A 21,698-nucleotide genomic window follows, 5' to 3' on the forward strand; every position below is an offset into this window, starting at 1 on the left:
GCCCCAAGGGGCGGGAACGGCGTAGGCGCGGAGGGCGCGCAAGGGCGCCGCCGCAGGGCGGGATGCCGCGGCATCCGCTCAGCAGAAGCCCGCGATGCCCTCCCAGGCGGCGGCCGGACTCGAGGCGCCGCCGCGGGTCACGGTCGCCTCGATCAGGCCGTACGGGCGGTCGGCGGCGAAGAACACCTCGTTGGGGTTGTCGAGCCCGAACGGAGCGAGGTCCACGACGAAGTGATGCTTGTTCGGCATGGAGAGGCGGATCTCGGCGATCTCGGGGTGCCGCTCCAGCACGCGGCTCCCCATGTCGAAGAGCGTCGTCTGCAGCGCGGCGGAGTAGCGCTCGGCGAAGGCCTCCAGCAGCAGCGCGCGCACGCGCTCGTAGGTCGCGTCGTAGTCGAAGCGGTCGGATGCCGCGAGCGCGGCGCCGTCGTAGCGCCACCGCGCCGCGACATCCGTGGCCAGGATCCGGTCGGAGGTCTCGGCGAGCGTCGTGTACCGGTCGCGCGGGAAGCCCTCGAAGCCCGACTTGGTGGACTTCAGCACCGTGAGGTCGCGCAGGCCCGCGATCACATGCCGCGTGGCGCCGTCGGCGACGACGACCGCCGTACGCACCACCTGGCCCGACCGCACGAACGCGTGATCGTGCGGTTCGCCGTGCGCGATGATGCGGTCCCACGCGTAGCGCTCGGCCTCCCAGCGCCCGCCGGTGACCCAGTCGAACGAGCTCGTGAAGTGGTCGGCGAGCCGCAGCAGGAACGCCTCGGGCGATCCGATGCCGTCGCGCGCGAACGCGAAGATCGTGTTCTTCTGCGTGTCGGTCGCGACGACGTGCCCGTTGTCGCCCTCGAGGTGCGCCGCCGCGAAGTCGCCCCGAAGCTGCGACGTGACGTTGAGGTCGTCGATCTCGTGCCGCGCCGTGTCGCGCGTCACCTTGACCACGCGCACCTCGGCCTTGCCGTACTGGTTCGGCCCGAGGACGATCTCGGGATCGCGGGCGGGGTGCTCGGGATCGCGGGCGGGCTGCTCGGGGTCGCGGGCGGGCTCGGCCATGGTCAGCTCCCTCGGTAGGTCGAATAGGCGAACGGGCTGAGCAACAGCGGCACGTGGTAGTGCCGCCCCTCCTCGGCGACGACGAAGTCGATGAGCACCTCGGGGTAGAACGTGTCAGTGCCGCGCGCGGCGAAGTAGCCGCCCGTGTCGAACCGCAGGCGGTACTCGCCCGCGGGCACGGCGTCGGGGCCGAGCCGGCTCACGCGGCCGTCGTCATCGGTGACGGATGCCGCGACCGCGCGCCATTCGGCGTCGCCGCCCCCGGGCGAGCGGGCGAGCAGTTCGACGCCGACCCCCGCCGCCGGACGGCCGCTCGTCGCGTCGAGCACGTGCGTCGTGATCTGCGAGGCGCTCATGCCGCGACCATACCCCTCACGTGAACAGTCCCCTCAGGCGCAGGAGCGCGATCTCGCGCAGCTGCTCGGCGACGACGGCGTCCTCCTCGGCGGGCGTGTTGCCGAGCCGCTCGTGGAGCGCCGCGAGCATCTCGGCGGACGAGCGCCCCGCCGCCCGGATGAGGAACACGCGCCCGAACCGCGCCTCGTACGCGCGGTTGCCCTCGGCGAGCGCGGCGGCGGTCGCGGCATCCGTCGGATCGACCCCCGACTGCTCGCGACGCGACATCGCGGCCTCGACATCGTCACCGGCGGGACGCTCGCCGATGCGCGGGTGATGCGCGAGCGCGGCCTCCACCTCGTCGGCGGTGAACGGCGCCGCCGCGTCACCCGCCGCGCCGACGAGGTCGTCGACCGACGCGTACGGCCGCCCGTCGGCGACCTCCTCGCACCAGCGCTGCACGTCGACGCACGGCCGCAGCATCTCGACCGCGTCCTCCCAGTCGGCGTCGTTGAACTCATCGAGCCGCATCGCGCGCTCCCTCCTCCGCGACGCCGGCACGCGGCATCCGCTCGTCTCCTCGCGGCAGCCGCTCGTCTCTTCGCGGCAGCCGCTCGTCTCGCCGCGGCAGCCGCTCGTCTCGCCGCAGCAGCCGCCCACGCGGCGACGCCCGATCGACCGGCTCGCCCGCCAGCACCGTCGTGCGCACCACCCCCGCGAGTTCGCGCCCGTCGTACACGCACACGGGGTGGCGGTGCTCGAGGGCCGCGGCATCCACCGTGAACGTCTGCTCGGGCGCGAACACGACGAGGTCGGCATCGCGGCCGACCTCGATCGCGCCCTTCGCCGCGAGGCCCACCCGTTGCGCTGGGGCCACCGACATCCACTCGACGACCCTGGCCAGCGGGATGCCCCGGCGCCGCGCCTCGGTCCAGACCAGCGGGAGCCCGAGCTGCAACGACGCGATGCCGCCCCACGCCTCGACGAAGTCGCCGTCGCCGGCGAACTTCAGGTCGGGGGTCGCGGGCGAGTGGTCCGAGACGACGAAGTCGATGACGCCCTCCTCGAGCCCGCGCCAGAGGGCCTCGCGGTTCGCGGCCTCCCGGATCGGCGGGCAGCACTTGAACGCGGTCGACCCCGGCGTCACCTCCTCGGCCGTGAGCGTGAGGTAGTGCGGGCACGTCTCGACGGTGAGGTCGACGCCGTCGCGCTTGGCCTCCGCGATCCGCTCGAGCGCGTCGGCCGAGCTGAGGTGCAGGATGTGCGCCGCGGCCCCCGTTCGTCGGGCTCGCTCGATGACGGCGGCGATGGCGGCATCCTCCGCCGTGCCCGGCCGGGAGGCGAGGAAGTCGGCGTACGACCTGCTGTGCGGGTGCGGGGCGGCATCGATGAGCGCGGCATCCTCGGCGTGCACGATGATGAGCGAGTCGGATGCCGCGAGCATGGCCATCGCGGACTCCATCTCGTCGGCGGTCACCGCCGGGAACTCGTCGACCCCCGAATGCACGAGGAAGCACTTGAACCCGAACACGCCCTCGGCGACGAGCGGCCCGAGATCGTCGAGGTTGCCGGGCACCAGGCCGCCCCAGAATCCGACGTCGACGAAGACCTCGCCGGCCGCCGCGGCTCGCTTCGTCTCGAGCGCCGGCACCGAGGTCGTCGGCGGGATGCTGTTCAGCGGCATGTCGATGATCGTCGTGACCCCGCCCGCGGCGGCGGCCCGCGTGGCCGACGCGAAGCCCTCCCACTCGGTGCGGCCGGGTTCGTTGACGTGCACGTGCGTGTCGACGAGCCCCGGGATCAGGACCTCGTCGGGCGCAAGTTCGATCGTTCGCGCGGGGGCGGCGACGGCGGACTCCGGACCGGACCGGGGGTCGAGATCCTGGGCGGAGAGGTGCTGGGCGGAGGGGTTCTGTCCGGCGGGACTCCTGAAAAGAAGGACGCCTTCCTCGGGCTGCCGGGCGTCCTTCGATTCAGGAGTCGACGAGACGGGGACGTCGTCGTCGGGCGGGCGGTCGTCCTTCGATTCAGGAGTCGACGAGACGGGAACGGCGACTCGCACCTCCACGATGACGCCGCCGCGCACATGGACCTCGGCGGGCACGAAGGCGCCGCCGATGAGCACCCGCTCGCCGCGGATGACGAGGTCGGCGGGCGGCCCGGATGCCCCGGAGCCGGGCGGCTGCGGCATCCGCTCGCTCATCCCCATCGGCTCGCGGCCCGGACGCCCTCGGCAGGCCCCGCGCCGGGCCCCGTCAGTCGCACCTGGCGGTTGACGTCCTTGTAGAGCAGGTACCGGAACGGCCCCGGACCACCCGCGTAGCAGGCCTGCGGGCAGAACGCGCGCAGCCACATGAAGTCGCCGGCCTCGACCTCGACCCAGTCGCCGTTGAGCCGGTAGACGCCCTTGCCCTCGAGCACGAAGAGTCCGTGCTCCATCACGTGGGTCTCGGCGAACGGGATCACCCCGCCCGGCCGGAACGTCACGATGTTCACGTGCATGTCGTGCGCGAGGTCGTCGGGATCGACGAACCGCGTCGTCGCCCACGCGCCGTCGGTGTCGGGCATCGCCTGCGCCTCGACGGCGGCGTCGCTCGTGATGAACGACGCGGGTGCGTCGATGCCCTCGACCGGCTCGTACGCCTTGCGGATCCAGTGGAACGACGTCGACTCGTCGCCCTCGTTCGCGACCGACCAGGGCGCGCCGGCGGCGAGGTACGCGTATCCGCCCGGGCCGAGCACATGGCGCGAGCCGCTGCCGTCCCAATCGCCGCCGGCACCGCTGTCATCGCCCAAGGTCACCGTGAGCTCCCCCGCCGTCACGAACACCACCCCCTCGACGCCGGCCTCGGGCTCGGGTCGCTCGGCACCGCCGCCGGGCGCGATCTCGACGATGAGCTGCGCGAAGGTCGTCGCGAACCCCGCGATCGGCCGCGCCAGGATCCACGATCGCGTCCTCGTGAAGCCCGGCAGCCTGCTCGTGACGATGTCGCGCAGCACGCCCTTCGGGATCACGGTGTACGCCTCGGTCACGATCGCGCGGTCGGTCAGGAGTTCGGTCTGCGCGGGCAGCCCGCCCGGCGGGGTGTAGTACGTCATGACACCTCCTGGGGTCTCTGCGGTCGATCGATACGCGGATGCGCGAGCCGCGTGAGGGCGTGCGCGTCGAACCCCGTCTCGGCGGCCACTTCCGCCGCGGTGAGCGCGCCGCACTGCATGCCGCGCAGCACGAAGCCGGCGAGCGCGCGCACCGTCGCCGGCTCGTCGAGCACCGCCCCATCGGTGCGCCGCTCGTCGTGGTCGTGCAGCCGAACCGAAGCCTCGGGCCAGCCCTCCCGGTAGAACGCGTACGTCGCGAGGTAGCGCGTCAGCAGCTGGTTGGGGTGCAGGTCCCACCCCTGGGTGAAGCCGCGCTCGAGCGAGCGGTGCACCAGCCGCGCGTGCGTGCGCCACGCCTCCTCGGTGCGGTCGCCGACGGGCAGCAGGTTCGACGACCCGTCGGAGAGCCGAACCCCGGTGCCCGCGACCGCGAGCTGCATCAACTCCTTGGCGAGGTCGGCCGCCGGATGCCGCAGCGACTGGTAGCGCGCCGGGATCCCGATCGCCGCACTGTAGTCGTAGGTGCCGTAGTGCAGCCCCATCAGGCGTCCGCTCGCGACGTGCGGAAGCCACGCGAGCGGCGACGTGCCGTCGTGCGCGAGCACGAGCTGCGGCGTCTCGACCTGCACCTCGAAGTGGAGCCGGCCCTCGGGAAGCTTGTACGCGCGCTCGAGCGCCGCCGTCAGCTCGACCATCGCCTCGACCTGGGCGACGGTGCTCACCTTCGGCACGGTGAGCATGAGGCCCGGCGGAAGGTCGCCGTGTTCGAGCAGGCCGCCGATGAACAGGTCGAGGGTTCGGATGCCGCGGGCCCGCGTCGACGCCTCGAGGCTCTTGAACCGGATGCCGATGTACGGCGGAGTGATCCCACCGGCCATCGCGGCCTCCACCCGGGCCGCGGCGCGGACCACGTCGGCGTCCTCGACGTCGTCGCCGCGGTCGCCGTAGCCGTCCTCGAAGTCGATGCGGAGGTCCTCGATGGGTTCGCGCAGGAGCTTGTCGCGCACGAGGGGCGCGATCCGTTCGCCGAGCGCCTCGTCGATGCCGACGAGGGTCGCGACGGACGCGACGCCACCGTACTCGTCGGCCGCTTCGAGCGCCGCCCGGCCCCAGTCGGCGGGCAGCACGGGCGTGTAGCTGTCGCCGGGCACGTAGGCGGTGTGCACGGGCTGGCGCGCACCCGTGTCTCCGGGGTACGCCCGCTCGAGGAGCGCGTCGGTCGCGGCGAGGCGACGCTCGATCGCCGCGAGCTCCGCTCGGGCGAGTGCCGTGCGGGGAGTTGGGGTGGCTCGGGTTGTGCGCATCCTCGATCCCGTCGTCAGTCGAGCAGCTCGTAGGCCGGAAGCGTGAGGAAGTCGACGTAGTCGCTCGACAGGCAGAGATCGCCGATCAGGCGTGCCGCCGGCTCGTACAGCGTCGCGAAGCGCTCGGGGTCCACCTCGCCGCGCAGGCGCTCCACCTCCTCGGCGAGCACCGAGCGAACGAGGTCGGGCGTGATGGCCTGCCCCGTGTCGGCGAGCACCACGCGGTTCTGCAGCTGCTGCCACACCTGCGAGCGCGAGATCTCGGCGGTCGCGGCATCCTCCATCAGGTTGTGGATGGCCACCGCACCGTTGCCGCCGAGCCAGGCGGCCACGTACGCGACGGCGACGTAGAGGTTGTTGCGCAGGCCCGCCTCGGTGACCTCACCGCCGGCGGATGCCACGTCGAGGAGATCCTGGGCCGACACCGACACCTCGGGGCGCTGCCGGTCGAACTGGTTCGGGCGATCCCCGAGCACGCGATCGAACTCCTCGCGGCAGATCTCGACGAGGTCGGGGTGCGCGACCCAGGATCCGTCGAACCCGTCGTTCGCCTCACGCCGCTTGTCGTCGCGCACCTTGCGGATCGCGGCATCCGTCACCTCGGGGTCACGGCGGTTCGGGATGAACGCGGCCATCCCGCCCATCGCGGCCGCACCCCGTCGGTGGCACGTCTTCACGAGCAGCTCGGTGTAGGCGCGCATGAACGGCGCGGTCATCGAGACCGCGGAGCGGTCGGGCAGCACGAAGGCGGGCCCGGCATCGCGGAAGACCTTGATCATGCTGAACAGGTAGTCCCAACGGCCGGCGTTGAGACCCGACGCGTGCTCGCGCAGCTCGAAGAGGATCTCGTCCATCTCGAAGGCCGCCGGGATCGTCTCGATGAGCACGGTGGCGCGGATCGTGCCGCGCGGGATGCCGAGCCGCTCCTGCGCGAACAGGAACACGTCGTTCCACAGGCGCGCCTCGAGGTGGCTCTCGAGCTTCGGCAGGTAGTAGTACGGCCCGCGGCCGCCGTCGAGCAGGAGCTGCGCGGTGTGGAAGAAGTGCAGCCCGAAGTCGACGAGCGAGCCCGACGCCGGCTCTCCGTCGACGAGCACGTGACGCTCGGGCAGGTGCCAGCCGCGTGGCCGGGTCACCACGGTGGGTCTGCGGATGTCGCTGCGCAACGCATAGTCCTTGCCCTCGGGTGACGTGTACGCGAGCGTGCCGCGGGCGGCGTCGCGCAGGTTCAGCACGCTGCCGATCACGTTGTCCCACGTGGGGCTGGACGCGTCCTCGAGGTCGGCCAGCCAGACGCGAGCGCCCGAGTTCAGCGCGTTGATGGCCATCTTCGCCGGATTCGCGGGACCGGTGATCTCCACGCGGCGATCGGTCAGCGCCTCGGGTGCCGGCGCCACGCGCCAGTCGCCGTCGCGGACCTCGCGGGTCTCGGGGAGGAAGTCGAGCGCTTCGCCCGCCGCGATCCTCGCGCGGCGTTCGGTGCGTGCCCCGAGGAGCTCACGTCGGCGAGGGTCGAACCGGTGATGCAACTCCTCGACGAACTCGAGCGCCTGGGTGCTGAGGATCTCGTCGCCGCCCGCGACACCGGTGGCCCGGGTGAGTTCGATGGTCATCGGATGCCGCTCCTTCGCGTCCTGCTCATCATCCCGCACGAGCGGCGCGAGGACGAGGACTGCGACGCTCGCGTCGCGACGATTTCCGTCGTACCGACATGCGGCGGCGCGGGAAGCGTGCGCAGTAGACTTCCCTGATGGATGACATCGCCGTCACCGTCAACGGCCGACGCCGCCCGCTCGCGGGGGTGCAGCCGCAGACGAACGCGCTCGACTGGCTGCGCCAGACGGGCCTGACCGGAAGCAAGGAAGGCTGCGCCGAGGGCGAGTGCGGTGCGTGCGCCATGCTCATCGCGACCCCGTCCGACGACGGCGGCACCATGTGGACGGCGGTCAACGCGTGCCTCGTGCCCGCCGCGGCCCTCGACGGCCAGGAAATCGTGACGGCCGAGGGCCTGGGCACGCCCGAGGCCATGCATCCGGTGCAGCAGGAGCTGGCCGCGGCGGGTGGATCGCAATGCGGCTACTGCACGCCGGGATTCGCCTGCAGCATGGCCGCCGAGTACTACCGCTCCTCTCGAGTTGCGGAAGTCTCGCCGGAATCGGGCGACTCCGATGGGTGGACCGGGCCGAACGGGTTCGACCTGCACGCCATCTCGGGGAACCTCTGCCGCTGCACGGGGTACCGTCCGATCCGCGACGCCGCGTTCGCACTCGGCGCACCCGAGGGCGACGATCCGCTCGCCGCTCGACGCGCCGAGCCGGCACCCGCCCCGAGCCACACGCGTCTCGAGACCGACGTCGGCCGCTTCATCCGACCCGCAACGCTCGACGCAGCGCTCGCGGAGCTCGCCGCGCACCCCGACGCCGTGCTCGTCGCCGGCGCGACCGACTGGGGCGTGGACGTGAACCTGCGCGGCCGCCGCGCCGACACGGTCATCGCGATCGACCAGCTGCCCGAGCTCCGCGCGATCAGCATCAGTGACGACCTGATCGAGCTCGGCGCCGGGCTCACGCTCTCGGAGGTCGAGCACCGGCTCGATGGTGGCGTGCCCCTCCTGGCCGAGCTGTTCCCGCGATTCGCGTCCCCGCTCATCCGCAATCGCGCGACGATCGGCGGCAACCTCGGCACCGCCTCCCCGATCGGCGACACGTCGCCCGCGCTGCTCGCGCTCGGGGCATCCGTCGTGCTCGTCTCCGAGTCGGGTGAGCGCGAGGTCGACCTCGCCGACTACTTCACCGGGTACCGAACCACCGTGCGCAGCGCCGACGAGATCATCCGCGCGGTTCGCATCCCGCGGCCGCTCGCGCCGCTCACGGCGTTCCACAAGATCGCGAAGCGACGCTTCGACGACATCTCCAGCGTCGCGATCGCCTTCGCCCTCACGCTCGACGACGGCGAGGTGACGACCGCGCGCATCGGCGTCGGGGGCGCGGCCGCGACGCCGCTGCGGGCGAACGCGACCGAGGAGGCGCTCGTCGGGCGCCCGTGGACGCTCGAGACCGTGCGTGCCGCGGCATCCGTGCTCGGCTCGGAAGGCACCCCGATGTCGGACCAGCGAGCGAGTTCCGAGTACCGGGCCGTCATGATGCAGCGGTCGCTCGTCAGGCTCTACCGTTCCACGGCCCCCGAGCGAGCGGAGGTACCGGCATGACCGAACTCGCCGAACGCCCGATCGACCCCGTCGTCGGCCTGCACATGCCGCACGAGAGCGCGGCGTTCCACGCCACGGGCGCGGCCGTGTACACCGACGACGTCGCCGCGACGACCCCCGGAGTGCTCACCGCGTGGCCGGTGCAGTCGGCACAGACGCACGCGCGCGTGTCGCTCGACGTCGCGCCCGCCTACGAGGTGCCCGGGGTGGTGCGCGTGCTCACCGCCGACGACGTGCCGGGCATCAACGACGCCGGCATCAAGCACGACGAGCCGTTGTTCCCGTCGGAGGCGATGTACCACGGCCACGCCCTCGCCTGGGTGCTCGGCGAGACCGCCGAGGCGGCCCGGCTCGGAGCGGCGGCCGTCGTCGTCACCTACGAACCGCTTCCGTCAGTGGTCGCGGTCACGGAGGCGATCGAGGCGGGCTCGTTCCAGGGCGCGACGCGCACCGTGCATCGCGGCGACCCCGAGCGCGCGCTCGCCGAGGCCCCGCACGTGTTCGAGGGCGTGACCCAGATGGGCGGCCAGGAGCACTTCTACCTCGAGACGCACGCCGCCCTCGCGATCGTCGACACCGAGGGCCAGGTGTTCGTGCAATCGAGCACGCAGCATCCGACCGAGACGCAGGAGATCATCGCGCACGTGCTCGACATCCCGTCGAACGGCGTGACCGTGCAGTGCCTGCGCATGGGCGGCGGTTTCGGCGGCAAGGAGATGCAGCCGCACGGGTTCGCGGCGATCGCGGCCCTCGGCGCGGTGCTGACCAGCCGGCCCGTTCGGCTGCGGCTCACGCGGCAGCAGGACATGATCATGACCGGCAAGCGGCATCCGTTCCATGCGACGTGGAAGGCCGGATTCGACGACGACGGGCGCATCCTCGCGCTCGAGGCGACGCTGACCTCCGATGGCGGCTGGAGCCTCGACCTGTCGGATCCCGTGCTCGGCCGGGCCCTCTGCCACATCGACAACGCGTACTGGATCCCGAACGTGCTGGCGCAGGGGCGGATCGCCCTGACGAACAAGACGTCGCAGACCGCCTTCCGGGGGTTCGGCGGCCCGCAGGGGATGCTCGTGATCGAGGACATCCTGGGCCGGGTGGCGCCGTTGCTCGGCATCGACCCCGCCGAGCTGCGGAGGCGGAACTTCTACGAGCCCGGCCAGCTGACGCCGTACGGCCAGGAGGTTCGCCACCCCGAGCGCCTCGAGACGATCTGGACGCAGCTGCGAGCGCGCAGCGACTTCGACGCGCGACGTACCCAGATCGCCGAATTCAACGCCCGGCACGACGACGTGAAGCGTGCGCTCGCGATCACGCCCGTGAAGTTCGGCATCTCGTTCAACTTCACCGCGTTCAACCAGGCGGGCGCCCTGGTGCACGTCTACAAGGACGGCTCGGTGCTCATCAACCACGGTGGAACCGAGATGGGGCAAGGTCTGCACACGAAGATGCTGCAGGTGGCGGCGACCGCGCTCGGCGTGCCACTGGCGTCGGTGCGCCTCGCGCCCACGCGCACCGACAAGGTGCCGAACACGTCGGCCACGGCCGCGTCGTCGAGCTCCGACCTGAACGGCGGTGCGGTGAAGGATGCCTGCCAGCAGATCACCCGGCGCCTGGCCGATGTGGCGGCGCGGTTGCTCGACGCCGATCCCCGCGACATCCGTTTCTCGCACGGGAAGGTGACGGCGATCACCCAGCCCGACCGTGCCGTGGCGTTCGACGAGCTCACGGGCATCGCGTACCACGAGCGCGTGCAGCTGTGGGCCGCGGGGTTCTACCGCACCGAGGGCATCCACTGGGATCAGGAGGCGATGCGCGGCGAGCCGTTCAAGTACTTCGCCTACGGCGCCGCCGCGACGGAGGTCGAGGTCGACGGCGACACGGGCACGTCTCGGCTGCGACGCGTCGACATCGTGCACGACGTGGGCGACACCCTTTCGCCCCTCATCGACCTCGGTCAGATCGAGGGCGGATACGTGCAAGGGGTTGGCTGGCTGACGCTCGAGGACCTGCGGTGGGACGAGAGCGACGGCCCAGGGCGCGGGCGGCTCATCACTCCCTCGGCGAGCACCTACAAGCTGCCGAGCCTCTCGGAGATGCCCGAGGTCTTCAACGTCTCGCTGCTCGAGGGTGCCGCCGAGGACGGCGCGGTCTACGGCTCGAAAGCGGTCGGCGAGCCGCCGCTCATGCTCGCCTTCAGCGCGCGCGAGGCGCTTCGCGAGGCGATCGCGGCGTTCGGGCCTCCCGGGCACAGCGTCGTGCTCGCGTCGCCCGCCACGCCCGAGGCCGTATTCTGGGCGATCGAGGAGGCGGAGCGGGCCCGCGAGGCTGCGGAGGTCGCGGAGGTCGACGCGACCGGGGCTGCGTCGAGCGGCGACGAGGCAGGGCCGACGGATGCCGCGGCATCCGAGTCGCCACCGCCGGGGCCCGTGTTGGCGCCACTCGCACGACACCGCCGCTGAGTCGGGCCGCGATGGACTGGCTGGCTGCGCTGCAGGAGCTGCGGGCGGCGCGCACGCCCGCAGTCATCGTCACGCTCGCGATGGTGCGGGGACACGCGCCGCGCAACGGCGGCGCGAAGATGGTCGTCGCACCGGAGACGTCGCACGGCACGGTCGGCGGCGGCAATCTCGAGGCGACCGCGATCGACCGGGCCCGCGAGATGCTGGCGTCGGGCACGACGGAGCCCCAGCTGCTGAGGCTCACGCTCAGCGACAAGGCCGTCACCGACTACGGGGTGCAATGCTGCGGAGGAGAGGTCACCATGATGTTGGAGCCCGTGCCGATCGTGCCGTCGGTGGCGATCTTCGGGGTGGGCCACGTGGGCCTCGAGCTCGCACGCATCCTGAGCCGGCATGAGATCGAGCTCTCGCTCGTCGATTCGCGCGCGTCGATGCTGGCCCCCGAGCGAGTCGGCGTGCCAGGGGCTTCGGGGGCACTCGCCGATGCGGTCGCGTCGATCTCGCTCGTCGTCGCGCCGGTGCCCGAGTCGGCCCTCGCCGACCTGCCCCCCGGTGCGCACGTGCTCGTCATGACGCACGACCACGTCGAGGACCTCGCGATCGTCGAAGCGGCGCTGCGAACCCCAGGCCTCGGCTCGATCGGGCTCATCGGGTCACGGTCGAAGTGGGCGCGGTTCCGCGCGCAGCTGCGTGACGCGGACTTCAGCGACGACGACCTCTCCCGGGTGTCGACGCCGATCGGCATCGACGGCATCCACTCGAAGGAGCCCGCGGCGATCGCCGTGAGCGTGGCGGCGCGCGTGCTGCAACTCGTGGAGGCCGCGGCGCCGGCGCAGACCGCGGGCTGAATCACGCCGGGCTCAGCGCTTGGCGGGCGGAGTGATGTGGGCCTGGGCCCGCGCGGCGTTCCGCGCCGCGAGGCGCGCCGTCCATTCGAGGCGCTCACGCTCGAGCGGGGTCGCGAACACCACCCACACGAGCAGCGCGACACCTGCCCCGACGAGCATCCCGCCGACGGTGTCCGAGAGCCAGTGCGCACCCAGGTACGTGCGGCTCGCCGCCATGAGCAACGTGTACACCGCGCCCCAGATCCAGACCCAGACGTGCGGCACGATCACCCCGAGCGCCACGGCGATGGTCGCGGCGTTCGCCACATGCCCTGAGGGGAATGAACCGAAGTCGGATGCCACGATGATGTCTTCGGGGCGGGCCCGGCCGAACAGGTTCTTCAGCAGCTGCACCGCCCCGGCGCTCGCGGCCGAGGCGACGATGAAGTACAGCGCCCCCCACGGTCGGCGGAAGATGAGAAGCGCCAGTGCCACCGCGATCGGCACGACGAAGACTCCCACGATGCCGCCCCCGAGGGCGTTCATGAAGTACGAGAAGACGTCGCCGGCCGGCCCGCGGACCGCCAGCACGTCCTCGGCCCACTCCTCGTCGAACTCGAACAGGAAGTCTCGCCGCGCCGACACGATGAGGCCGAGCAGGGCCGCCGCGACCACGGCGACGACACCGCCGATCACCGGCGCCCGGCGTCCGATCCGCTTCGCCCGCGCCTCCCGCTGTTCTGGCTTGAGGTCGTCGGCGATCGTGGGTGTCGGATCGTGACCCGTCGCCTCCTGCGCCGTGTCGGGCGCGTCGGCCGCCGGCTCCGGCGCGGGTGTCGGCCTCGACTGGTCGTGGTCGCGGTCCGTCATCCCACCACGGTACTGGCGAGACGGCCCGCGGAAGTCGGCCTTGACAGGCGACGCGCAGCGCGCTTCGGTCGGGGCATCGCGCCATCGCGCCATCCGCATCGAGAGTGCACCTCCCGCCCGACCGAGGGCGACGAGTGCACTCTCGGTGCGGTGACCACGCGAGGCGGGGGGTCAACGGGGGGAACGGATGCCGCGGCATCCGCCCCCGTTCAGTCGCCGAGCGGCGGCACCGACCGCGGCCGCACCAACGCCCAGAGCGCGATGATCGCCACGACCGCCGCGGCGGCCATGACCGAGGCCATGGGCGTCGCGCTTCCGACGCCGAGCATGCCGATGAGCGGCGAGAGCGCGCCCGCCAGCCCGAAGTTCACCGCGCCGAGGAGTGATGCGGCCGTTCCCGCTTCGGCCCCGTGCGGCGCGAGCGCCAGCACCTGCACGGCCGGGAACGCGAACCCGCAGGCGAGGATGAAGAACCAGAGCGGGATCGCGGTGCCCCAGAAGCCGGCACCGGCACGGTCGAGCACGATGATCGCGGTCGCCATGGCCAGGTGCGCGATGGTCGCCACGGCGAGGATCCACTGCGGCTGCGCGGAGCCGCGCATCAGGCGCGCACTGGTCTGCACGCCCGCGATCACGCCGAGCGAGTTCACGGCGAACAGCAGCCCGTACTCCTGCGCGGTGAACGCGTAGAGCTCTTGGAAGAGGAACGACGACGTCGACAGGTAGCCGAACAGGCCCGTGAACGTCATACCGCCGATGACGATCGCGCCGATGTAGACGCGGTCGCGGAAGAGCGCCGCGTACCGGTCGCGAAGCGTCGCGTGCCCGGCGACATGCCGACGCGATCGCGGCAGCGTCTCGACGATGAAGAACGCGACGGCCGCGAGGACCACCGCGCCGTAGATGCCGAGCACCCAGAAGACGCCTCGCCAGTCGACGACCGCGAGCAGCTGCGAGCCGATCACCGGCGCGAGCACCGGCGCGAGGCCGTTGACGAGCGCGAGGCGCGAGAGCATGCGCACGAGCGGCTTGCCGCCGAACAGGTCGCGCACCATCGCCATGGCCACGACGCCGCCGGCCGCAGCGCCGAACCCCTGCAGCAGCCGGAACGCGAGCAGCCACGTGATGTCGGGTGCGAGGGCCGCAGCGACGGATGCCGCGATGTGCAGGGTCGTGGCGAGGATGAGCGGCAGGCGCCGGCCGACCTTGTCGCTCCACGGTCCAACGACGAGCTGCCCGAGGCCGAAGCCGATCATGGTGCCGGTGAGCGTGAGCTGCACCGCTGCGGCCGAGACGCCGAGCTCGTCCTGCAGCACCGGGAAGGCGGGCAGGTAGAGGTCGACCGTGAAGGGCCCGAGCGCGGTGAGCGCGCCGAGCACGAGGACGTAGACGAGTCGCTGTCGGCGGGTGAGGAGATCGCCCGGGTGCGTCGACGTCGAGTGGTCGTCGGGGCGAACGATGGGGATGGAGCTCGTTGAGGACAAGGCGGTTCCTGGGCGTGCTGTGGACGGGATGGCGCACGCCCTCGGGCGCCGTGGGGACAGAACGGCGGCGCCACGGGTGGGGCGCCGCCGGGGGAACGAACGTCGGCCGCTCGGGCCTCGAATCGATTCGACTTACGGTACAGCCTAGCGTGCCGCAAGCGGGTCGGCGAGCAGCGGGGCGAGCGCCGCCTCGGCCGCGCCGATCATGAGCCGGTCCCCCCCGAGGGCGGCCACGCGGATCTCGACTCCCTCGAAGGCCGCCGCCAGGGTCTGCGCCTCGACCGCCCGAGCCAGGTCGTCGAGGTCGCTCTCGGCGACGGTCGCGAGGAACCCGCCCAGCACGACGAGCGAGGGGTTGAGGGCGTTCACGGCGTTCGCGAGCGTGGCAGCGAGCACACGGCGCTGGCGTGCGAGCTCATCGGCTGCCGCGGGGTCGTCCGACTCCGCGAGCGCCGCGGCGAGCGTGGGCTCATCCACGTGCGTGAGTCCGACGACGTCGAGCAGGCGGGCCCGCGACACCTCGTCCTCGAGCACCCCGTCTGCTCCCGCGCGACGATCCCCCGGTTCGGCGAAGCCCGGCCGGTTCTGTCCGAACTCCCCGGCATACCCGCCGGTGCCCCCGACGAGTCGGCCGTGCACGATCAGGCCGCCGCCGATGCCGCTGGCGCCGCCGTTGAGGTAGACGAGGTCGTCGACGCCTCGGCCGGCGCCGAACAGGTGCTCCGCGTGGGCGCCGAGGCTCGCGTCGTTGCCGACGGCCACGGGTAGGCCGGTCGCCGCTTCGACGAGCGCGCGCAGCGGGGCATCCGACCACTCCAGGTGCGGAGCCCAACGCACGAGTCCGTCGGCGGCGCGCACGAGGCCGGGAACCGCGAGGCCGACGCCGACGATCCGCGCACCCTGGAGTTGCCCCGCGCGCCATCGATCGATGGTCGCCGCGGTGAGCTCGGCGATTGCCTCGGGAGTCGGCAGCACGTCGACCTCGATCCGCTCGCGGACCGGGATCGCGCCGTGCAGGCCCACGGCGGCGATCGTGACGGCGTCGACCTCGGGGTTCACCGCGATGGCGAGCACGCTCGGGTCAGCTGCGACGACCGGCGACGGTCGGCCCACGCGATTCGTGGGATCGGGCGGTTGCTCGATGACGAGGCCTGCTTCGACGAGCTCGGCGACCAGGGTAGCCACCGTCGAACGGTTCAACCCGGTCGCGGCAGTCAGTCGCGCCCTCGACCGCGGCCCCTCGAGGTGGACGAGGCCGAGCACCTTCGAAAGGTTTCGACGGTGGACGCCGTCGAACGTGCCTGCCCGGTCTGTCACGGGTCAACTCTAGGCGGGTCACGGCTTGGTGACGATCCGGCGCGCCGGTATTTGTTGCGCTTGACCCCAAATCTGAAGCGACGTATATTCATGACGTCCAGATCACTTTCGATTCAAATATCGAAACTTTCGAGAGGTTCAATGATGAACAGACGCAGCACCCGGCTCGTCGCGCTCACCGCCGCCACGGGCCTCGCCGTCGCCGCGCTCAGTGGGTGTGCCAGCGGCTCCAGCGGTCCCGAAGAGACGGGCGGCGACGTCACGGTCACGTGGTGGCACAACGGCACCGGCGAACCCCTGAAGTCGTTCTGGGAGGAGGTCGCGGCCGAGTTCGAGGCGGACCACCCCGGAGTCACCGTCGATGTCGAGGCCTTTCAGAACGAAGACCTCCAGCGCACCCTGATTCCGAACGCCCTCCAGGCGGGCGGCGACGCCGCCCCCGACCTGTTCATGGTCTGGGCCGAGGGCGAGATCAAGGCCCAGGTCGAGGCCGGTTACCTCAAGGATCTCAGCGGCCTCACCGATGTCGTCGAGAGCGTGGGCGGTGCGGGCACCGGTTGGAACGTCGACGGCAAGCAGTACGGCATCCCCTTCCGCTTCGGCATCGAGGGCATCTGGTACAACTCCGACCAGTTCGAGCAGGCGGGGATCACCGAGACCCCGGCCACCTTCGACGAGTTCGGCGAAGCGATCACCAAGCTCGCCGAATCGGGCGTCTCGCCGATCGGCGTCGGCGCGGGCGACGGCTGGCCGGCGGCCCACTGGTGGTACCAGTTCGCCATCAAGACGTGCTCGGGCGACTCGCTCAAGAAGGCGGCTGAGACGCTCGACTTCAGCGACGCCTGCTTCGTCGAGGCCGGCGAGAACCTGAAGTCGTGGATGGACGGGTTCGAGGGCGACCTGCCGTTCCAGGCGAACCCCACGAGCACGCCGGCCCAGAGCGTGCCGAACAGCGCGGCGGGCCTGCTCGCCGCGCAGACGACGTCGATGGAGCTCATGGGCACCTGGCACCGCGGCGAGGTCGCGAAGCTCGTTCCCGGCGCTCCCGCCGACAACCCGCCGGCACCCGAATGGCTCTCCTGGATGCCCGTGCCCGACATCGAGGGCGCCGCGGGGGAGCCCGGGGCGGCACTCGGCTCCGGCGACGCGGGGGGCGTCTACGTCGACGCTCCCGACGAGACGCTCGAGCTGCTCGAGTACGTCATGAGCGAAGACGTGCAGACGCGCTTCGCCGCCACGGGAGAGATCCCGACGGTCGCAGGCGCCGAGGCCGGCATCACCGACCCGGTGCTCAAGCAGATCGCCGAAGGCACGGTCAACGCCTCGCTCGTCGTGACCTGGCTCGACACGCAGTACGGCCCGGTCATCGGCCAGGCGATGAACGACGCGATCGTCAACCTGATGTTCGGGAACGGCACGCCGGAGCAGATCCCCGAGGCGATGAACGCCGCGGCTGCCACGCTCTAGCCGATGACCGCAACCGAAACGACCGGGCCCGCGGTTTCCGCCGCGGGCCCGGCCCCTGCACCCAGCACGAGGCGCCGCAACCGAGCCCGCGCCGGTCAGCGACGCGAGGTCGCACTCTTCGCCGGGCCGGCCGTGATCGTCTACGTCGTCTTCGTCCTGCTTCCCGTGCTGCTGGCGGGGTACTACAGCTTCTTCAACTGGAACGGCCTCGGCCCACTCGACCGATTCGTCGGCATCGACAACTACGTCAGGCTGCTGACCGACCCGGTGTTCCACACCTCGGTCTACAACAACTTCTTCATCATCGTGCTGTCCCTGCTCGTCCAGGGACCGATCGCGATCCTCGTCGCCCTGCTCATGAACCGGCGCCTGCGCTTCCGCGGGATGCTGCGCGCCCTCATCTTCGTGCCCTACGTGCTCAGCGAGGTCACCGCCGGCCTCGCGTGGCAGATCCTGCTGCAGTCCGTGCCCCCCACGCGCTGGGGCCCATTCGACACCATGCTGCAGGGGATCGGCATCCAGGACCCCCCGGCGTGGCTGGCGGACCCGAACGTGGTGATGTGGACGATGTTCGGCATCCTCACCTGGAAGTACCTGGGTCTCGCGATCATCCTCATGCTCGCCGGCCTCGCCGGCGTGCCCGAGGAGCTCTACGAAGCGGCCGCCCTCGACGGCGCCGGCTGGTGGAAGACCCAGTGGTACATCACCGTGCCGCTGCTCGGACCGACCATCCGCATCTGGGCCTTCCTGTCGATCATCGGCTCGCTGCAGCTCTTCGACATGGTGTGGATCGTGACCGGCGGCGGACCACTCAATGCGTCGAACACCATGGCGGTCTACATGGTCAAGTACGGCCTGAACGTCTCGCAGATCGGCTTCGGCAGCGCCGTCGCCGTCGTGCTGTTCTTCATCTCCCTCTTCATCGCACTGGGCTACCAGCGCTTCGCGCTGCGGCGCGACCTCGAGGGCTCGCTCACGGGAGGGAAACGCACGTGACCGTCACCACCGCCACTCCGCCCGCATCCGAGGCATCCACCCCGAGGCGCCGAGCGAGCCGGGGCCGCATCGACTGGGGCCAGCCGGTCGTCTACGTCGTCGCGCTCGCCGTCGTTGCCGTCGCGATCGGACCCGTGATCTACGTCTTCATCTCGGGCTTCCGCACCAACCCCGACTTCTTCACCGATCCGGCCGGCCTGCCGAACCCGTGGACGGTCGAGAACTACGCGCGGGTGCTCGGCGACTCCAGCTTCTGGAACCAGGTGCTCGCGAGCACCGTGACGGCCCTGGGCACGACCATCGGCGTCATGCTCCTCGGCGTCATGGCCGCGTTCGTGATTGCACGGTACGAGTTCAGGGGCCGCGGGGTTCTGTACGCACTGTTCACCACCGGGCTCCTGTTCCCGCTCACGATCTCGATCCTCCCGCTGACCGTGCTGCTGCGGCAGATGGGCCTCTTCGGCAACTGGTGGGGGCTCATCGTCCCGCAGGTGGCGTTCGCGCTGCCGTTGACGATCATCATCCTCACGCCGTTCCTGCGCGCCATCCCGGTCGAGCTCGAAGACGCCGCGCTGGTCGACGGCGCCAGTCGGGTCGGGTTCTTCTGGCGCATCCTGCTGCCCCTGTCGATGCCGGGTCTCATGACGGTCGGCGTCCTCGCGTTCGTCGGAAGCTGGAACGCCTATCTCCTGCCGCTGTTCGTGCTGCAGGCGGGCGGTGCCGGCATCGACAACTACACCCTGCCGCTCGGCGTGCAGTTCTACTCGACGGCGTATGGGCAGGACACCACCGGCGTGCTGGCCTACACGGCGCTCGCAATGCTCCCCGCAATCCTGTTCTTCACCTTGGCCGAGCGGCGCATCGTCGGCGGCCTGCAGGGGGCGGTGAAGGGATGACGACCTTGAACGATCGATCGACGGATGCCGCGTGGCGCGACCCTGCGCGCCCGCTCGACGAGCGCGTCGACGCGCTCGTCGCGGCGATGACCCTCGACGAGAAGCTGGCCCAGCTCTACGGCGTGTGGGTCGGCGCGTCCGACGACGGCCACGCCGACGTGGCGCCGCACCAGCACGACCTCAACGACGTGGTCGACCTCGACGAGCTGCTGCCGTCGGGGCTCGGACAGGTCACCCGCCCGTTCGGCACGGCGCCCGTCGACGCTGCGGTCGGCGCGCTCTCGCTCGTTCGCATGCAGGAGCGCATCGTCGCCGCGAACCGGTTCGGCATCCCCGCCATCGCGCACGAGGAGTGCCTCGCGGGCTTCGCGGCCTGGGGCGCGACGGCGTATCCCGTGCCGCTGTCGTGGGGCGCGACGTTCGACCCCGCGCTCGTCGAGCGCATGGCGCGGCGCATCGGCGACGACATGCGAGCGGTCGGCGTCCACCAGGGGCTCGCGCCCGTGCTCGACGTCGTGCGCGACGCCCGCTGGGGCCGCGTCGAGGAGACGATCGGCGAGGACCCGTACCTCGTCGCCACGGTGGGCACTGCGTACGTGCGCGGGCTCGAGGCATCCGGCATCGTCTCGACCCTGAAGCACTTCGTCGGCTACTCAGCGTCGAAGGCGGGACGCAACCTCGCGCCCGTCTCGGTCGGACCTCGCGAGCTCGGCGACGTGCTGCTGCCGCCGTTCGAGATGGCCGTGCGCGAGGGCGGCGCTCGCAGCGTCATGAACTCGTACTCCGACGTCGACGGCGTGCCGTCCGCGGCCGACCGCTGGCTGCTGACCGAACTGCTGCGCGAGACCTGGGGCTTCGACGGCACGGTCGTCGCCGACTACTTCGCGGTGGCGTTCCTGAAGCTGCTGCACGGCGTGGCCGACACGTGGGCGGATGCCGCTGCGGCGGCGCTCGAGGCCGGCATCGACGTCGAGCTGCCCACCGTGAAGGCGTTCGGCGAACCCCTGCGCGCGGCCGTGGCATCGGGGGCGGTGGATGTCGCGCTCATCGACACGGCGCTGCGGCGCGTGCTGCGGCAGAAGGCCGAACTCGGACTGCTCGACCCCGGATGGACACCGGTGCCCCCGGCGCTCGACGGCGTCGACCTGGCGGATGCCGCGGCCGTTCGCGGCACGATCGACCTCGATCCGCCCGCCAACCGCCAGCTGGCGCGCCAGCTCGCCGAGCGCGCCGTCGTGCTCGTGCGCAACGACGGCACACTGCCGCTCGCGGCATCCGTTCCGCGCACGATCGCGGTCATCGGGCCGAACGCCGACGACCCGTACGCGATGCTCGGCTGCTACTCGTTCCCGACGCACGTCGTGACGCAGCACCCCGGCGTCGAGATGGGCATCCGGATCCCGTCGCTGCTCGACGCCATTCGGGCCGAGTTCCCCGGCAGCGACATCCGTCACCTCGTCGGAACCACGGTCGACGGCGGCGAGACCGACGGGCTCGCGGATGCCGCGGCGCTGGCCGCCTCCGCCGACGTCGTGGTGCTCGCGCTCGGCGACCGTGCGGGGCTGTTCGGTCGCGGCACGAGCGGCGAGGGGTGCGACGCCGAGACGCTCGACCTGCCCGGCGCGCAGCAGCAGCTCGTGGACGCGGTGCTCGACACCGGGACGCCCACGGTGCTCGCGCTGCTCGCGGGGCGGCCGTACGCGCTCGGGCGGGCCGTCTCGGAGGCAGCCGGCATCGTGCAGGCGTTCTTCGCCGGGGAGGAGGGCGCTCCGGCGATCGCCGGCGTGCTGAGCGGCCGGGTGAACCCGAGCGGGCGGCTGCCCGTGTCGATCCCGGCGACGCCCGGCACCCAGCCCACGACGTACCTCGCGGCGCCGCTCGGCCAGGCGAGCGACGTGTCGAACATCGACCCGACCGCCGCGTTCGCCTTCGGGCATGGGCTCGGATACACGCGCTTCGAGTGGTCGTCCTTCGGCGGCGACGAGGACACGATCGAGGGCGACGGCACGGCGACCGTGCGCGTGCGCGTGCGAAACGCGGGCGACCGGGTCGGCACCGAGGTCGTGCAGCTGTACCTGCACGACCCGGTCGCCTCCATCGTGCGGCCGGTGCAGCGGTTGATCGGATTCGCCCGCGTCGAGCTCGGACCCGGTGAGTCGGCGGAGGTCGCGTTCGGCGTGCCGGCCGACCTGACGTCGTTCACGTCGCGCTCGGGCGAACGCATCGTCGAGACGGGTGCGATCGTGCTGAGCGTCGGGCGCTCGAGCGCCGACCTCGTGTACCGTCACGAGGTCCGCATCACCGGGCCCGTGCGCGTGGTCGACCACACCCGGGCTCTGCACCCGACGGTCACGGTCGGCTGAGGCCTCTCCGGTCGGCCAC

Annotated in this window: 17 protein-coding genes; 7 read left to right on the plus strand and 10 right to left on the minus strand. The window is 71.6% G+C overall.

All coding sequences use genetic code 11. The features are described 5' to 3' along the window. Positions 1 to 78: 78 nt before the first annotated feature. The 7 genes from pucL to aceB are packed head-to-tail and all read right to left on the minus strand — an operon-like array spanning position 79 to position 7,402. Positions 79 to 1,050, minus strand: coding sequence for a factor-independent urate hydroxylase (gene pucL / locus HUS56_RS00595; protein WP_173921476.1), 972 nt, complete (start codon positions 1,048 to 1,050; stop codon positions 79 to 81). A 2-nt stretch (positions 1,051 to 1,052) separates the two neighbouring features. Further along, entirely contained in the window at positions 1,053 to 1,406 is a 354-nt protein-coding gene (gene uraH / locus HUS56_RS00600) for a hydroxyisourate hydrolase (RefSeq protein ID WP_173921477.1), read from the minus strand. Between the two features lie 16 nt (positions 1,407 to 1,422). Then, positions 1,423 to 1,917, minus strand: coding sequence for a 2-oxo-4-hydroxy-4-carboxy-5-ureidoimidazoline decarboxylase (gene uraD, locus HUS56_RS00605; protein ID WP_173921478.1), 495 nt, complete (start codon positions 1,915 to 1,917; stop codon positions 1,423 to 1,425). Further along, positions 1,904 to 3,589, minus strand: coding sequence for an allantoinase AllB (gene allB / locus HUS56_RS00610; protein ID WP_254431218.1), 1,686 nt, complete (start codon positions 3,587 to 3,589; stop codon positions 1,904 to 1,906). Before allB ends, uraD begins: the two co-directional genes overlap by 14 nt. Continuing rightward, positions 3,586 to 4,485: a bifunctional allantoicase/(S)-ureidoglycine aminohydrolase gene (locus HUS56_RS00615; protein ID WP_173921479.1), complete on the minus strand. Its 900-nt coding sequence runs from the start codon at positions 4,483 to 4,485 to the stop codon at positions 3,586 to 3,588. Before HUS56_RS00615 ends, allB begins: the two co-directional genes overlap by 4 nt. Beyond that, positions 4,482 to 5,789 (minus strand): aldolase, encoded by a 1,308-nt coding sequence (locus HUS56_RS00620; RefSeq protein ID WP_173921480.1) that lies wholly within the window; start codon positions 5,787 to 5,789, stop codon positions 4,482 to 4,484. Before HUS56_RS00620 ends, HUS56_RS00615 begins: the two co-directional genes overlap by 4 nt. 14 nt (positions 5,790 to 5,803) lie before the next feature. Then, positions 5,804 to 7,402, minus strand: a complete 1,599-nt coding sequence (gene aceB, locus HUS56_RS00625) for a malate synthase A (RefSeq protein WP_173921481.1) — start codon at positions 7,400 to 7,402, stop codon at positions 5,804 to 5,806. Positions 7,403 to 7,539: 137 nt separating this feature from the next. Between aceB and HUS56_RS00630 the strand changes: the two genes are divergently transcribed. Genes HUS56_RS00630 through xdhC form a run of 3 tightly spaced genes read left to right on the plus strand, consistent with a single transcriptional unit; the run spans position 7,540 to position 12,307 of the window. Further along, positions 7,540 to 8,997, plus strand: a complete 1,458-nt coding sequence (locus HUS56_RS00630; RefSeq protein ID WP_173921482.1) for a xanthine dehydrogenase small subunit — start codon at positions 7,540 to 7,542, stop codon at positions 8,995 to 8,997. Next, the gene (xdhB, locus tag HUS56_RS00635) at positions 8,994 to 11,459 is read left to right on the plus strand and encodes a xanthine dehydrogenase molybdopterin binding subunit (protein ID WP_173921483.1); all 2,466 of its coding nucleotides are present in this window, start codon (positions 8,994 to 8,996) and stop codon (positions 11,457 to 11,459) included. The genes HUS56_RS00630 and xdhB overlap by 4 nt, the downstream gene beginning before the upstream one ends. An 11-nt stretch (positions 11,460 to 11,470) precedes the next feature. Continuing rightward, entirely contained in the window at positions 11,471 to 12,307 is an 837-nt protein-coding gene (gene xdhC / locus HUS56_RS00640; RefSeq protein WP_173921484.1) for a xanthine dehydrogenase accessory protein XdhC, read from the plus strand. 12 nt (positions 12,308 to 12,319) lie between these two features. On the opposite strand, the gene HUS56_RS00645 is transcribed toward xdhC, so the two are convergent. The 3 genes from HUS56_RS00645 to HUS56_RS00655 all read right to left on the minus strand — a co-directional run bounded on the left by HUS56_RS00645 (position 12,320) and on the right by HUS56_RS00655 (position 15,957). Then, a complete protein-coding gene (locus HUS56_RS00645) occupies positions 12,320 to 13,156 on the minus strand; it encodes a phosphatase PAP2 family protein (protein ID WP_173921485.1) in 837 nt (278 codons plus the stop codon). A gap of 209 nt (positions 13,157 to 13,365) precedes the next feature. Further along, on the minus strand, positions 13,366 to 14,640 hold the full coding sequence (locus HUS56_RS00650; RefSeq protein WP_173921486.1) for a multidrug effflux MFS transporter: 1,275 nt from the start codon (positions 14,638 to 14,640) through the stop codon (positions 13,366 to 13,368). A gap of 144 nt (positions 14,641 to 14,784) precedes the next feature. Further along, positions 14,785 to 15,957, minus strand: coding sequence for an ROK family transcriptional regulator (locus HUS56_RS00655; RefSeq protein WP_173921487.1), 1,173 nt, complete (start codon positions 15,955 to 15,957; stop codon positions 14,785 to 14,787). Between the two features lie 144 nt (positions 15,958 to 16,101). Between HUS56_RS00655 and HUS56_RS00660 the strand changes: the two genes are divergently transcribed. From HUS56_RS00660 to HUS56_RS00675, 4 genes are read left to right on the plus strand one after another with little or no spacing between them, the layout of a single operon-like run. Next, complete coding sequence (locus tag HUS56_RS00660; RefSeq protein ID WP_173921488.1) at positions 16,102 to 17,424, plus strand: ABC transporter substrate-binding protein; 1,323 nt, start codon at positions 16,102 to 16,104, stop codon at positions 17,422 to 17,424. 3 nt (positions 17,425 to 17,427) lie between these two features. Further along, a complete protein-coding gene (locus HUS56_RS00665) occupies positions 17,428 to 18,420 on the plus strand; it encodes a carbohydrate ABC transporter permease (RefSeq protein WP_173921489.1) in 993 nt (330 codons plus the stop codon). Beyond that, entirely contained in the window at positions 18,417 to 19,316 is a 900-nt protein-coding gene (locus HUS56_RS00670) for a carbohydrate ABC transporter permease (RefSeq protein ID WP_173921490.1), read from the plus strand. The genes HUS56_RS00665 and HUS56_RS00670 overlap by 4 nt, the downstream gene beginning before the upstream one ends. Beyond that, complete coding sequence (locus tag HUS56_RS00675; RefSeq protein ID WP_173921491.1) at positions 19,313 to 21,679, plus strand: glycoside hydrolase family 3 N-terminal domain-containing protein; 2,367 nt, start codon at positions 19,313 to 19,315, stop codon at positions 21,677 to 21,679. Before HUS56_RS00670 ends, HUS56_RS00675 begins: the two co-directional genes overlap by 4 nt. Positions 21,680 to 21,698 lie beyond the last annotated feature (19 nt).

Source organism: Agromyces sp. Marseille-P2726 (assembly GCF_902809835.1).
Taxonomy (GTDB): domain Bacteria; phylum Actinomycetota; class Actinomycetes; order Actinomycetales; family Microbacteriaceae; genus Agromyces.